Origin of the sequence: Cohnella boryungensis (assembly GCF_042651945.1) — a bacterium.
Lineage (GTDB): Bacteria > Bacillota > Bacilli > Paenibacillales > Paenibacillaceae > Cohnella > Cohnella boryungensis.
The window spans coordinates 26608-41608 of sequence record NZ_JBHSED010000038.1 but is presented as its reverse complement, the minus strand read 5'-3'; the positions used below and the strand labels follow the sequence as shown (position 1 = coordinate 41608).

Annotated in this window: 11 protein-coding genes and 1 pseudogene; 11 read left to right on the top strand and 1 reads right to left on the bottom strand. The window is 53.9% G+C overall.

Going from position 1 to position 15001, the window contains the following annotated elements; genetic code table 11:
- Positions 1-58: 58 nt before the first annotated feature.
- The 9 genes from ACFO1S_RS18155 to rarD all read left to right on the top strand — a co-directional run bounded on the left by ACFO1S_RS18155 (position 59) and on the right by rarD (position 12610).
- Entirely contained in the window at positions 59-1525 is a 1467-nt protein-coding gene (locus tag ACFO1S_RS18155; RefSeq protein ID WP_204604265.1) for a response regulator transcription factor, read from the top strand.
- The gene (locus ACFO1S_RS18150) at positions 1522-3294 is read left to right on the top strand and encodes a cache domain-containing sensor histidine kinase (protein WP_204604264.1); all 1773 of its coding nucleotides are present in this window, start codon (positions 1522-1524) and stop codon (positions 3292-3294) included. Before ACFO1S_RS18155 ends, ACFO1S_RS18150 begins: the two co-directional genes overlap by 4 nt.
- A gap of 141 nt (positions 3295-3435) precedes the next feature.
- On the top strand, positions 3436-4776 hold the full coding sequence (locus tag ACFO1S_RS18145; RefSeq protein ID WP_204604263.1) for an ABC transporter substrate-binding protein: 1341 nt from the start codon (positions 3436-3438) through the stop codon (positions 4774-4776).
- A gap of 67 nt (positions 4777-4843) precedes the next feature.
- Positions 4844-5773 carry a carbohydrate ABC transporter permease gene (locus ACFO1S_RS18140; protein WP_378127318.1) on the top strand — a complete coding sequence of 310 codons (930 nt, stop codon included), beginning with the start codon at positions 4844-4846 and terminating at the stop codon, positions 5771-5773.
- On the top strand, positions 5770-6588 hold the full coding sequence (locus ACFO1S_RS18135) for a carbohydrate ABC transporter permease (protein WP_204604261.1): 819 nt from the start codon (positions 5770-5772) through the stop codon (positions 6586-6588). Before ACFO1S_RS18140 ends, ACFO1S_RS18135 begins: the two co-directional genes overlap by 4 nt.
- Positions 6589-6618: 30 nt before the next feature.
- Positions 6619-8718, top strand: coding sequence for a beta-galactosidase (locus ACFO1S_RS18130; RefSeq protein WP_204604260.1), 2100 nt, complete (start codon positions 6619-6621; stop codon positions 8716-8718).
- 154 nt (positions 8719-8872) lie between these two features.
- Positions 8873-9484: a DedA family protein gene (locus tag ACFO1S_RS18125; RefSeq protein ID WP_204604259.1), complete on the top strand. Its 612-nt coding sequence runs from the start codon at positions 8873-8875 to the stop codon at positions 9482-9484.
- A 158-nt stretch (positions 9485-9642) separates the two neighbouring features.
- The gene (locus tag ACFO1S_RS18120; RefSeq protein ID WP_378127290.1) at positions 9643-11625 is read left to right on the top strand and encodes a CotH kinase family protein; all 1983 of its coding nucleotides are present in this window, start codon (positions 9643-9645) and stop codon (positions 11623-11625) included.
- A gap of 97 nt (positions 11626-11722) precedes the next feature.
- On the top strand, positions 11723-12610 hold the full coding sequence (gene rarD, locus ACFO1S_RS18115; RefSeq protein ID WP_204604258.1) for an EamA family transporter RarD: 888 nt from the start codon (positions 11723-11725) through the stop codon (positions 12608-12610).
- Positions 12611-12622: 12 nt separating this feature from the next.
- Here the strand turns inward: rarD and ACFO1S_RS18110 are convergent.
- A pseudogene (locus ACFO1S_RS18110) lies at positions 12623-12905 on the bottom strand (transposase); the annotation flags it as partial.
- Between the two features lie 414 nt (positions 12906-13319).
- Here ACFO1S_RS18110 and ACFO1S_RS18105 point away from each other — a divergent pair.
- Both ACFO1S_RS18105 and ACFO1S_RS18100 read left to right on the top strand, forming a co-directional pair.
- Entirely contained in the window at positions 13320-14558 is a 1239-nt protein-coding gene (locus tag ACFO1S_RS18105; RefSeq protein ID WP_378127286.1) for an MFS transporter, read from the top strand.
- 37 nt (positions 14559-14595) lie between these two features.
- Positions 14596-14952, top strand: a complete 357-nt coding sequence (locus ACFO1S_RS18100; RefSeq protein ID WP_204604256.1) for a (2Fe-2S) ferredoxin domain-containing protein — start codon at positions 14596-14598, stop codon at positions 14950-14952.
- Positions 14953-15001: the final 49 nt, after the last annotated feature.

The window sequence follows — 15001 nt, the reverse complement described above, 5'->3', positions numbered from 1 at the left end:
TTTTCTAACATAAAACTCATACTATTCAACTAGATCGCTCAAGAGATGGGGAAACGACATGATTCCAATAACTGTCATGCTGGTAGATGACGAGCCGCTTGCGCTGGAAAACGTCTATGAGATGGTAGCTTGGGAGGCCAACGGATTTGAAATTGTGGCCAAGGCCGGCAATGGACGGATGGCCTTGCGGCTGTTCGACAAGCATAGACCGCAAATCGTCATCACGGATATCTCAATGCCGCAGATGGATGGACTTGAGCTTGGGCGCGCCATACACCGGCAAAGCCCTGAGACGCAGCTTGTCTACCTGACTGCTTATCGGGATTTCGATTATGCGAGACAGGCGCTTGAACTGAAGGCGGCCAGCTATCTGCTGAAGCATGAGATTAGTCGGAACCGCCTGCTTGAGCATCTGCTGGAACTTCGCCGCACAATCCAAGGCCAAGCTCATCTTCGCGAGAGCGCCGTTCGGACGCTTATAGGCGATTATTTGCGCGGCAAAAGCGTTCTTCGCATCGAAGAAGCGGATTCTCCGCTAACCCGGGAGCTGACAGAAAGGTTGCGGGTTTCACTCGCCTTGCTGCTGTTCGAGATCAATCCCGTCGTTCATCTTGACGGTGGCAAGAGCACGGTGCAGACAGCAGACGAACGACTGTGGGAACGATTATCCCGCGAAGTCCGCGACAATCTGAACACGGTGCGGACAATCGAAGTCCTCCCCACGGACGGGGGAGGCTATGCGGTGCTGCTGTCCGTGAACGCGCCCAATAGTATGCTGCTCATGCAATATAGGCTTCAGCAGATCGCCAGGATTTTTCAGAAGGGGATCGCCGAAGCGACTGGGTTTGCCCCGTCGATCTTGATGGAGCCTTGCTCCTCCAAGGAGCAATTGCCAGAATTGTTCGGGGCCATGACGGAGGCATACGATTATTCGTTGTTTTTGCCTGCCTCGTCGCTCTTCATGCTTACTCAGGTGCCGACAGGGAAATCGGATTCGAGAGCATTCCTCCCTGATCTGATGGAAGCCTCAGACTTCCGTTCGCTTCTCGGTTTCTTAAAAACGACGGGGGCCGAGCTGGCAAAAGAATACGGAGTGGAGGGGAACAAGCCGCTAGGCGGCAACGCTCGCGACATTGCGGCAGCCCTGCGGCGGATGCAAGAGGAACGGGCGGAGGAGAAGCGTCTTCGTTCCTCATTTTCCCGATGGGTCTTGAAGGCAATGGATTACGTTGGCGAGCACTATGGAGATTCCGACTTATCGCTTGAGTCGGTTGCAGAGAGTCTGCAGATCAGCGCAATCCATCTTCGCACCACCTTTAAGAAAGAGACGGGCCAGTCTTTGCTGGATTACACGACGGAATTCCGTATGGAGATCGCCAAGCGGCTCCTGAAGTCGGGGGAGCTGAAAATCTACGAGGTTTCGGAGAAAGTCGGCTACAAAACAAGTCAATACTTTAGTCAAGTGTTCAAAAAAGTGACGGGCAGTCATCCGAAAGACTTCATCGGGCGGGAGGGAGAAGGATGAAGGTTCGGCGCATTAGAAATAAAATACTAGGCAGCGTAATTCTGATCGTGATTGTGTCATTGACGGCGATCAGTATTCTGGCTTTCGAGCGCTTCTCGTCCATTTTGGAAAACCAAGCGCTTAGCGAGGATGTTATCCACCTGGAGCAAACTTCCGAGCAGATGGACCAGCTTATCGACGACGTGCAGAAATATTCAGCCAATATGGTTAACGACGAGTTGCTGCAGCAGTTCGCCAGACGAACGGAATATGTATCCGTCTACGATGAACTACACGCTTACAAGGAGGTCGTCGACCACTTAACCAAATTCAACGTGCTTCGGGATTATTTGGCCAGCTCGGCCGTTATTCGCGCGGACGGCAAAGTATTCTGGTCGTCTCTCTTCTCGGACCCTTATTTCGAGTTGGAATTGCAGAAAGAATGGTATCGGGATGCCCTGGCGAGCGGCGCCAAAAGCGGCTTTACGGTGCCCCATGTCATTCAGGACCGAAGCGCCCAGAAGGTTATCAGCTTCTTTATTCGCTTTAACGAGGATATTGGTGGAGTCTTGCTCCTGAATATTAAGTACGAAGCGTTCGGCGGATTGCTGCAAGGCTTGGGACAGTCGTTCGACCGCTATGCCTGGCTTAAGGACCAAGGGAGCCCCTTTCTGTGGAACGAGGGGATGCCGGAGGATTTGGAAAGAGTGACATTCGTCTCCTCCGAGGAAGGGATTTCAGTGAACAAAAGGGGAGAGGGTTATTATTTGACCCGGTCCTTCGACAAGACGGGCTGGTCGATCGTCACCTTCACGTCGCGGGAACGTTTTTATCAGCTTGTTGGTTACGTCGTGAAATACTGGGCTATTTTTATCGCGCTTTGCATCGGTTTGTGCATGCTGTTGTTCCTGCCGATCATCTCCAGCATTATGAGGCCGATCTCGCAAATGTCCAAGGCGATGAAACAAGTGTCCATGGGGAATTACGATATTCGGCTTACGTTCCGGAGCAACGATGAGCTCGACGTTCTGAGGACCGGTTTTGAGACGATGACTCGCGATATCGAGCAGCAGTTAATGGAGAGAGTCGAGCAGGAAAAGTGGAAGCGGCGAATGTCAGCCGATCTTTTGTTCGCGCAGATCCACCCGCATTTTATCTACAATACATTGAATACGGTTGTATATTTAGCGCGCAAAGGCAACAATCACGCGGTGGAGGACATCGTTGAGTCGTTCATCGGCATTCTGCACGATGCGGTACGGATTGGCGACAGGGGACTATACGTGACCGTCGACCAGGAGAAGGAAATTATCGATCATTACGTGCGCATCCAAAAATATCGTTACGCCGACAAGTTCGATCTTGTGTGGGACGTGGACGTCAACTCGGAGGCGCTCCAGATTCCCCGCAGCATCTTGCAGCCTCTCGTGGAAAACGCGATTTATCACGGATTTTCCGAGCATGAAGCCAAAGGACAGATTGTCATGACCATTGCCGAAGCGGAGGACAAGCTGGTGATGACCGTGCAGGATAACGGAATTGGCATAGAGCCGGGGACGCTGGAGGCGATTCGTGACGGAACGCTTGCAGCGACAGAGCGTAAGGGAGGTATGAAGAATATCGGGCTGGCTAACATTCGCGAACGAATCGCTTACCTGTATGGGGCAGCGGGTAAGCTTGAGGTGGAATCCTCGGAAGGGGTTGGGACGACGGTTCGGATTGTGCTGCCTCGCCAGCCGGACATTGTGGACGGACACGAGAAGGAGAGAATCGTGTTCAAAAACGGATAGCGGATTTTGAACAAAACCATCGGATCGTCTCGTTGTTGCGAGAATATTCGGGCGGTATAGTACGTGTAGAGCAGGCGAACATCAAGAATATGAGGAACATACGCGTCTGCATGACTATACGACTGAGGGGGATTTACACACATGAAAGCGAACAAACGCTCGAAAGCATCTGTTCTGGCTCTTGCCTTGACGTTGAGCCTGGTTCTGATCCTGTCCGGCTGCGGATCCAGTAAGAACAATGAGCCGAGTAACGGCTCCAGCCCGGCGGCCTCCGGTTCTTCCGCTCCGTCCGCGTCCGGCAATGTAACGGTATGGGGCTGGGACAAAGGCGGCAGCGATAAACTTTTGTCCGAGTTCAATAAAGTGTATCCAAACATCAAAGTCAATTACATCGAGGTTTCGGCGAAGGACTACTTGAAAAAAATCCAGACTTCTATCGCCTCGGGCTCCGACCTGCCGGATATCGTTTGGGCTGAAGCGGCCTTCAGAGGCGCAATGTACGAGCTGAACGTACTGGAGGACATCTCTGCTGCGCCTTACAATTTCGATAAAGGAAATCTGCTTGATTTCGAGCTTCCGCTTTTAACGAACAGCAAGGGAGAACTCTTGGGTCTGGAGCAATCCGGTTCTCCGGGAGCGCTCGCTTACAAGCGTGGATTGGCGAAGGAATACTTCGGAACGGATGACCCGGATCAATTGGCCGCCATGTTCCCGGACTGGAGCGCATTCGTGGAAAAGGGGAAGGAAGTCAGCGAGAAGAGCGGCGGCAAGGTGTCGATGCTGGGAAGTCTAATGGACGCATACACGGTGCTGTCCAACCAGGGCACGACGGCAATCGTCGACGGAACGAAAGTGAACAAAGCCGAGGTGCTGAAGCTGTTCACCGATCTGCAGGCGATGCGCGACTCGAAAACGGAAGCAAAGCTGGGCATGTGGTCTCCTTCATGGAACGCTTCATATTCGCAAGACAATGTGATCTTCTATCCGGCTGCGAGTTGGTCTCCTGAATTCGTTATTAAGCCTAACGATAAGGACAGCACGGGGAGATGGGGACTAATGGTTCCTCCGACCGGCGGATATTCTTATGGCGGAACGACGATCGGCATCTGGAAGGGCAGCAAAAACAAAGACGCCGCGTGGACATACTTGCAATGGCTGTACGGCTCGGACGAAGGCGCGAAGGCGAACCTGGAGCTACTGAACGCGATCATGCCGCTAAAATCCGTGTTCGAGGATACCTCAAAATTGTCATCCGGCGAGGATGCGTTTTTCGGAGGTCAGGATTTGACCAAATTCTGGGTTGACAAAGTGTTCCCTAGCATCAAAACAAAACCGGTGACCAAGTATGATCAGGATATTTACTCCGCTTCCGAGCTTGTATTGCAAGTCATGGCGCAAGATGCCAAGTTCGATGCGAACAAAGCCTTCGAGAAATGGGCAGAAGAGCTTGCCAAGAACCATCCCGAATTAACATTCGAATAAAGAATAGAAGCGGCGGCCGGCTCGGAAGGGCGTGGTCGCCGTTTTCGGATAGGAAGTGATTCCCGTGATGACGAAAGCAACCGGCGTAAACCGTAAAAATAAATGGCCGTATTTGTTCATTGCCCCGTACTTCGTGTCTTATGCCGTATTCAGCTTGTTTCCGATTATGTTCACCCTTTATCTCAGCTTTACGAATTGGGATTTGTTCGGCGCTCGCGATTTCGTAGGCCTGGATAACTATCGGCAGCTGTTCCTGCATGACAAGTTTTTCTGGAAATCTATGCTGAACGTATTTCTGTTCATTGTTGGGTTTTTGCCTGCGCTCGTGCTGTTCGGCATGCTGATCGCCAGTCTGATCGAGAGCAAGCTGATTCGCCGCAAAACCTTTTTTCGCCTAAGCGTGTTCAGCGCCTACATGACGACTCCCGTTGCGGTGGGCATTATTTTCGCGCTTTTGTTCGATTGGCAGGGAGGTTTTCTGAACAACCTGTTTATCGAGCTGGGCTGGATCAGAGATAAGATCAACTGGCTGGGGTCGTCCGATTCGGCGCGCTGGATTATCATCATGATGGTATTCTGGAAAAATCTCGGGTACTTCGTGATGTTCTACACGGCAGGCATGGCGGGCGTAGATACGTCGATCTATGAAGCGGCCCAGATCGATGGCGCGTCGCCTAAAGACGTGTTCCTGCGCATTACGATACCGCTCTTAAAGCCGATCAACTTATTCCTTATCATTACGTCCATCATCAGCGGCCTGCAGTTGGTCGAAGAGCCGATGCTGCTCTACAGCGGCTGGGCTTCAGGAGCTTCCATGGTAGGAGGGCCGGACGGATCCGTCTTCACGCCAATCTGGTATATGTTCGATGCGTCGTTCAACGGCACGGCATTCAAATACGGCAAAGGCGCCGCCATCGCGTACTCGACGTTCCTTTTCATCGCGTTGTTTTCGGTCATGGGAATCAAATGGTTTAATAGGGATGGTGATTCGAAATGAAGGCAATGGCAATGAGAGGGTCGCTCGTCATAGGCTTAACGCTGATGTCTCTTGTCTTCCTGTTTCCTTTCTACATGATGGTCGTGATGGGGACGTACTACTCGGAGGATTTGTTCAAGCAGCTTCCGATTCTGCCCAGCGGTTATATCCTGGAGAACCTGAAGACGATCTTGTCCGCCGATTTTCTTCGTAATTACTGGAACAGCTTCTATGTGGCGGTGCTGTTCACGGTCGTGTCAGTGGGAATTAGCGCCTTAACCGGCTTTGCTTTCGGAAAATACGAATTTCGCGGCAGAAAGGTGCTGTTCGGCTTCATTCTGATCACAATGATGATTCCCGGACAGCTTGGACTTATCGCTTATGTAATGGAAATGAAATGGTTCCATTTGAATAACACTCATATGCCGCTCATCATCGCGGGGCTTAATAACGCCTTCGGCGTTTTCTTCATGACTCAATTCGTCCAATCCACCGTTCCCACGGAGGTTGTCGAGAGCGCCCGGATCGATGGCTGCAAGGAGCCGCAAATTTTTCTGCGAATTGTCGTCCCGTTCCTGATGCCTGCCATTAGCACGCTTGGGTTGATCTGCTTCCTCGGTTCATGGAACAATTATTTGCTGCCGCTCGTCACCATTAATAAGCCGGAGCTGTACACGTTGCCGCTCGGCATAGCCAACCTGTCCACGGTGTTCCGCACGGATTACTCGGCCAGCATTCTAGGGCTTACACTGGGCACGCTTCCGCTAATTATCCTGTTCCTGTTCGGTTCGAAGACGCTCGTCCGAGGATTAACCGGCGGAGCGGTAAAAGGCTGACATCTCAGGGACTTGGGGAGGAAGAGACTCATGCGTTTTAATGAAAAGAAAGCTTATAAGGGGAAAGACTTCTTGCTCGGCGTCTGTTACTACCCGGAACACTGGCCGGAAGATATGTGGGAGGACGATTTCCGCCGCATATCGGGAATGGGCTTCAATGTCGTCCGCATGGGCGAGACGGCTTGGAATCTGTTAGAGCCGGAGGAAGGGAAATACGACTTTACGTTATTCGACCGGGCGATTGCAATTAGCGAACGCTACGGACTGAAGATCATCTTGGGTACGCCGACTTACGCGCCGCCGGCCTGGCTGACGCAGAAGTATCCCGAGGTGCTGCGGGTCGATTTTCGCGGCCTAGCTATGGCTCATGGATCAAGAAGACATTACAACTATACATCGCAGGTCTACTTGCGGTTATGCCGCGATATCGTTGCCGCGATGACCGCTCATTATGGGAATCATCCGTCCGTCATAGGCTGGCAGATCGACAACGAGTTGAACTGCCACTCGGACATGAGCTTCGCCGAGAGCGACCATCTCGCGTTTCGAGAGTGGTGCAAGGAGAAGTACGGGACGTTGAAAGCGCTGAATGCCGCCTGGGGCACCTCCTTCTGGGCGCAGACCTACAGCGAATGGAGTCAGGTATTCTTGCCGAAGCCAACGGTGACGTACCACAATCCGAGTCATCTGCTCGATTCTTACCGTTTCACCTCTGATTCCGCGATTCGCTTCGCGGAGCCCCAATACCAAATATTGAAGGCAGGGATTGCTTCGCAGCAATTCGTGACGCATAACGGCATATTCGGCAATATCGACTATTCGACTTTTACGGAGCGGACGGTGGACTTTCTCTCTTACGATTCCTATCCGTCGTTCCAGCTAATGCGCAAGGATGTACCGTTGAAGGAAAAAGACCGTTTAAGCGGAAAGCACTTAAGCCGGATGCGAGGATATTCTGCGAAATTTCTTATTTTGGAGCAGCAGGCCGGTCCAGGCGGGCAGACGGGGAATGTTCTAAATAACGATCGCGATGATTATTTGCAGACATCCCCCAAACCGGGACAGATGCGCTTGTGGACCTGGCAATCGATTGCCCATGGTGCGGACGGCGTGCTCTATTTTCGTTGGCGAACTTGCCCGTTCGGCGCAGAGACGCTGTGGCACGGGCTGAACGATTACGGAAACCAACCTAATCGCAGGCTGGAGGAAGCGGGTGTCATTGCGGAAGAGGTTACGCGTCTGGCGGGCACGCTTCTGGCTACGAGGGTGGCTGCGACCGCCGCTATTTTGGGTGACTATGACAATGACAGCAACTGCAAGATCGATCGGCACACCGGAACGGATTATTGGAGGAGCGAGGAAAGTATTTATCTGGCATTGACGAATCGGCATATCGGGACGGACGTCCTGAATTGGAATACGCTTGGCGGACCGCAGGATTTGAAGGGGTATTCGATCATTTTCGTGCCTAACGCCCAGATCTTCGATTCGAAGCAGGCAGAGATGCTTCGCATCTACGCAGAGCAAGGCGGAACGGTGGTGCTTGGTCCTCGCAGCGGGTACAAAAATCGCGATAATCATGCTTATATGGAGCCGTTTCCTGGTGTTGTTCGCAAGCTTGCCGGAGTGAAGGTTAAGGATTTCACGATGGTCGATCCCTACGTCGAGCATCAGGGTTTGCTGTTCTCGAATGCAGGGGATAACGGTGAAAGTGTTGTAGACGCGCCCATATTTCACGAAATATTGTCTCCCGAAGAGGAAGGCGTTCATGTCGCGGCAACGTATGCGGCCGACTACTACGCGGGAATGCCGGGGGTAACGGTTCGGGAGACAGGAAGAGGGCGCATTGTCTATTTCGGGACATTCTTCTCTTTAGTCAATTCCGAAGCTTTGCTCGAACAACTCGGGGTCGGCGATGCTGCTGAAGGATGGGCGAAGCTGCCTCCTTGGGTGGAGACCGTCTATCGTACGGATGGAAAGGCAACCTGGGCGATTCTGTTGAATTACTCAGGAACTCCCGCCCTCGTCTCGTTCAAAGGAAAATACGAGGAACGAATTCATCGGCGCACGCTTGAAGGCGAGCTGACCATGAATCCATACGACGTATGGATGATCGAATTGCAGGTGTAATAGAGAGGCTGCCCGAGGTTACCCGGAGGCATGCCTCTTTTTTGTTTCGAAGGTCGGGGGTCTTTTTCTTTCAAATTAGGTATAATAAAAGGCAGATTATACCGAATGGCCTTACCATCCGCGCGATGAGAAACTCAAAGAGGACGAGAGAACGATGGGCTTTAATATTGAAAGTTTGTTCGATCAGTACGGCTATGAGGTGCTGTTCCTCGGCTTGCTGCTGGAGTTTATCGCCCTTCCTTTTCCCGGGGAGACCACGATGCTGTACGCGGGATATTTGTCTTATACGGGCGTACTGCATGGATGGACTGCGCTGATCTGGGCCTTCACGGGCACGACGATCGGAATGACCGTCACTTATTTTATCGGGCTGAAGGCGGGAATGCCGTTCATCGAGCGCTTCGGCAAGTGGGTGCTGATCACGCCGTCCAAGCTGGAGAAAACGAAAAAATGGTTTGATCGCTACGGCAACGTGCTCGTCTTTATCGGATATTTTATTCCCGGCGTGCGGCATGTCACCGGTTATTTCGCGGGCATCATCGGCTCGCCGTTCCGTACGTTCGCCGCTTACGCTTACGGCGGGGCGCTATTCTGGTGCGTATGCTTCATCGGCCTGGGACACGCCTTCGGCCCGCAGTGGGAAAAGGTGCTGCACGCGATTGAGCATCATTCGTGGAAGCTTGCGGTGGCTATAGTGCTGCTGATCGCCGTCATCTGGCTCGTCAGACGGCTGATCGTGTCGTCGCGCCGCAAGGCGCGGAGCTAGAGGCATCGGGTTCAAGGCTTGAGGGCGTATTCAGGAGACTCTCAGTTCTCTTTCATTATAGAGTAAGGTTTCTCGTGTAACTTGAAATAGGCGAGGCGCGATTCGGACAACCGTCCGGGGAATACGGCGCCCGCAATTTCGACACGGGAGGGACTCGAATGATGAAGTGGAAGCTCTCGTTCAGGAGAGCGAGAATCGCGGCGTTGTCGTTAACGCTCGCGGCAGGCTTGATCGGCGCGGCCGGATCGGCGACGGATGTCGCAGCAGCGGAGAAGGGAACAACGCAGCCTTACGAGGCTTTGTTTGAAGGAGATCGAATCATCGACGTGAAGGTGACGATCGCCGAGGAGGATTGGGACAGCATTCTCGAAAGCCCGCTCGACAAGGACTACAAGAGCGTGTCGGTCGAGGTGGACGGCAACAAGCTCGACAACGTAGGCTTTTCGACCAAGGGCAACCTGACGCTTAAAGCGGTGGCGAGCATGACCGATTCGGACCGGTACAGCTTCCGCCTGAAGTTCGATAAGTATGACAAAAAGCAAACGCTGCTCGGGCTGGACAAGATGGTGCTCAACAATAATTACTCGGACCCTTCGTATTTAAGGGAATATCTGCACTACGAGGCGCTGCGGGCAATCGGCGAAGACGCGCCGCTGACCGTATTTGTCAACCTGTACGTGAACGGCAAGCTTTACGGCTTCTACACCGGAGTGGAAGCGGTGGACGACAGCTACCTTGCCCGCAATTACGGGGAGGATTACAAGGACGGCGTCCTATACGACACGGACGAGAAAAGCTATTTGCAATACGAGGAGAGCGGCGAATACAAGACGATTACGAATGACATGGGCACCGACGAGAACAAGGCGGCGCTGCAAAAATTCATTCGTGTGCTAAACGATATGCCGGACGGAGAGAAAGGAAGCATCGAAAGCGTGCTGGACGTAGATTCGGCGCTCAAGTATATCGCAGCCAACGCGGTTCTCGGCAACTACGACAGCTACAATGGCGACAAAGGCCACAATTACATGCTGTACGGCGACGCGAACGGGAAGTTTACGGTCGTCCCTTGGGATATGAACATGTCGTTCAACGGATATTCCGGCGGAGGAAGAAACGTCTCGTCGGGCGCGAACGGCACGGTTAATACGAACGCTTTGACCGCTTCCGTCGACGTTCCGGTGCTCGGAATTGCGATGGAAAGCGTTCCGATGATCAATAACCTGCTGAAGGTACCGGAATACAAGACGAGATACCGGGAATATGTAGGGCAGCTCGTCGATTATATGGAAGGCATCGGCGATCGCATCGGCGGATTGGCCGATTTAATACGGCCTTATGTGAATGCCGATCCGACCAAGTTTTACACGATGGAGCAATTTGAGGCCAATGTCGCGTACTCCTCCTCGGAGCAGGCGAACGCCGAGGGAACGGGCGGACCGTCCGGGAACGCGGGCGCGCCGGGAGGAGAGCCTCCGGCAGGTATGGAGCCGCCGGAAGGTACGATGACGCCTGAGGGCGCGCGACCGGAGGGAATGCAGCCGCCGGAAGGCATGACAAGGCCGGAGGGCAACGCGAACGCCGGGCAAGATCAGGCTCCGGGAAGAGGACAAGGCATGGGCATGGGCATGGGCACGATGGCCGCGGGCTCGTTAAAGACCTTCGCCCTGAACCGATTGGCGAATCTGCAGGCGCAGCTGGGCTTGCCCGTTACCGCGCTTCCGAGCGGCTCGGCGTCCGGGAACGAGCAGCCCTCCACCGGGGGCGCCGCTATCGGCAGCTCCGGCAAAGGCATTCAGGTGACGCTGGACGGCAGAACGCTCTCATTCGCAGACCAGCAGCCGGTATCGCGCAACGGATCTGTATTCGTTCCCGCTTCGGTTATTCTGGAGGCGCTCGGAGCGGAGGTGAGCTGGAACAAGGCCGACCGTTCCGTCACTGCGACCAAAGCGGGCATGACCGTGAAGCTGACGATCGGCAGCAAGAACGCGACCGTCAACGGCAAAGCCGTAACGCTGAGCGCACCGGTGACCGCCTCCGGGAACCGTACGATGGTGCCGGTCCGTTTTCTGGCGGAATCGCTGCAGTTGAACGTGGAGTGGAAGCCGAATCTATCCACGGTTACAATCACGAACCCTTAAGGGACTTACGATTTTCCTATTATTTTCGATTTCAAGTCCATGTCCGCAGTGCTATAATTCCTTTCATGCTTAAGCACAGAAATGGAGAAGCTGCATCATGAGATACGGACTGGTTAACGCTGTGTTTGCTTATATGATCTGGGGGCTGCTCCCGCTCTACTGGAAATGGTTCGAGACGATGCCGGCAGGAGAGATTCTTTCTCACCGGATTGTCTGGTCCTTCGTCTTCGTGGCGGGACTCATTACGGCTCAGAAGCGGTGGCGAGAGCTCAAGCGGACGCTGCAGGAGCGCCGAACGCTTGCCTCGCTCGTCGCGAGCAGCCTGCTCATTACGTTTAACTGGCTTGTGTTCATCTGGGCCGTAAATAACGGACACGTGGTCGAGACGAGCCTGGGCTACTATCTGACTCCGCTCATCAACGTCGCGCTGGCGATCGTGTTCCTGCGCGAGAAGCCGAGCGGAGGGCAATGGCTGGCGATCGCGCTGGCCGGCGCGGGAGTGATTCTCGTAACCGTCGAATATGGGAGTTTTCCGTGGGTGTCGATCTCGCTCGCGTTAAGCTTCGGCCTGTACGGACTCGTGAAAAAAAAGCTGAAGATCGACGCGTCGCTCGGCCTGATGACCGAGACGGCGATCGTCGTCCCGGCGGCCCTCCTCTTCTGGAGCTATCTGGGCGCCTCGCACACGGCTACGGCATGGACGCTGCCCTTCGGTTCTACGCTGCTGCTGCTGTTGTCGGGCGCGGCGACGGCCCTTCCGCTGCTTCTGTTCGCGAGAGCCGCGCGGCAGCTTCCGCTGTCCATGCTCGGCTTCATCCAGTATATCGGCCCGACGCTTACGCTGATTCTCAGCGTAGCCGTCTTTAAGGAGACGGTCAGCCCGCTGATGCTGGTCAGCTTTATTCTGATCTGGGTCGCGCTGGTGGTCTACGCGCTGGCTTCATTGCGCGAGGCGAAAGCCTTGCGGCTAGGCAATGCGGGTTGAGTGAGCCGTATGGCGCAAAAGCGCGGCAGCCCCGGCGAAGCCGACGTTCTCACGGATGGCTTTGGCGATTTGGCGCGAGGAGTAAATGCGCTGGGTGTAAGCATAAAGGATGACCTTAGTAAGCATTTTAGGGTGGTAGCTATCTCTGCCACCACCAGGATAGGCTGAGGCAAATATCCCGTCATTGAGTCGATTTACGGCTTCATTAACGATGCGAACAAGATGATTTTCAGGGATGTCTTCCTCAAGATCCATTGAGTAGGTAAAGTTGGTCCATGGTAGATTGAATGTACAAAGAAATCGCTCCTTTGGGGATGGTTGGGTGGTACCTCCATTTACCAAATAGCGATTTCTTTGCATTTCTGTGGGCTTTTTCTTCCCTCAATCGATGAAAAAAGAGGGCATGTATCTCCTGGAGGAGCGGAGCGTTGGCCTTTGCAGTCGTGAAATTTCCTCGTTACGAGTTTACAAATTCAAAATTTCACGAATGCAACAGCCATAGGAAGGGGATACATGCCCGCAAAACCATAATCGATATAAAAGAAAGAAGCTGTTCAAAAGTTTAGCACTTTGAGTCAGCCTCATTTTGCGATGAAATCGCCGAAAAGCTATAGCCCCGAATACGAGTTATGAGTTACAATGAACAACTATGAAGCGGGATGAGGAGCGGCTCTCGTCATCGATTCGCAGCAGACGGAGGAAGAGCATCGTGAAGGAGTTAACCAGGATATCGAACCAATGGCTGCTTCTGACCGTCGTATTCGGAGGCTTCCTTATATTCGGCTTTTCCGAGAACATCAAAGGCCCGGCTATCCCGAGAATGCAGGCCGATTTTCATCTGAACGAGACGCAGCTGGGGCTCCTGCTCGCTTTTAACTCGCTCGGCTATCTCATCGCCTGCTCCTTCACGGGAGCGCTGACGAACAGAATCGGCATCAAATGGACGGGGATTGTCGCGTTCGGCTCCATGGTCGTGTCCGGCCTGTTGATGTACTTGTCTTCGAGCTATGCTTATTTGTCGGCTTCTTATTTTCTGATGTACATCGGCAACGGCATGCTGGAGATCGGGTTGGCCATCATGGCGGCTCGCATTTTCACGAAAAACACCGGCGCGATGATGAACCTGTCCCATTTTTTCTACGGGCTAAGCTCGGCGATCGCCCCGATCGTCGCTTCTTCCATGATGGGCTGGAGCCTGTTCGGAGGCGAGTTGGGCTGGCGGGGGATGTATCTCATCATGCTGTCCTTGTCCCTGCTGCCGATCATTCCGTCGCTAAAGGCCCGTTTTCCGGGAGACGGCGAGACGAGCGCGGAACGGATGACCTTAAAAAGCTTCTCCCGCGATCCAGCCGCATGGCTCATCGTCGCGGTGCTCTCGTTCGGCGTCGTGTCGGAATTGGCGGTCGGAGGGTGGCTCGTCAACTATTTGGAGAAGGCCTACGGCTGGTCGACAGATGCGGCTTCCGGGATGCTGTCCGTGTTTTTCGTTTTTTTCATGGCGGCGCGCCTGCTGCTTGGTCCCCTGACGGATAAGATCGGCTACACGTTATCGGTCATGCTGCTATCGGCTTTCTCCGGAATATGCAGCTTCGCAGCTATTGCGGTCGGCGAGCAAGGAGCGATTCTGTTCGCTATCGCAGGCATCGGCATCGCTCCGATCTATCCGACGGTGATGGCGATCCTGGCGAAGCGCTATTCGCGCGGCACCGATACGGCAATTACGTTTACTGTTACTCTGATGGGCGTTGCCAGCGTGATCGGGAATTTGCTGATCGGCGTCACTATCGATGAAGTCCAGAAGCTGTTCGGAAGCGATAAGGGGGCCGAGGAAAGCCTGAGAATCGGCTTGCAGGCCGGATACGGGTTTATCGCGCTGCTGGCGCTGCTCTGTTCTGCAAGCTGCTTGATCTTATTTTGCTATCTGCGCAAGAGAAACGAGTTAGTGTGAGCCTATCGTTCATAAGCTGTAGAAGGAGGCGATTCAATTGGTGACCTGGAACTTGCAAGGGATGAGGTCTCATCTGCTGATCTGTAACGGGGGAAGCTGCCTGAAACGGGAGGGGGACGAGGTGACGCTGGCGATCCGCGAGGAAATCGCCAAGCTAGGAGCCGATCGGCTGATCCATACGACGAGAACCCGCTGCAACGGCCGCTGCGAGGATGCATGCGTCGTGATCGCATATCCCGAGGGCTCGTGGTATAAGGGCATTACGCCTGAAACGGGCAGGCAGCTGGTGAGAAAAATGCTGACCGGAGAGAGGCTGGAGGAGAAGCTGGTGTACGCCTTCGAGCCGACGGCCGCCGCAACCGGCAATTCGGTGGAGGGCAGGGACAAGCCTTAAGCGGGCCGGATTGGATGGGCAGCATGCTCGGCGGGTTCCGCAAACCTCC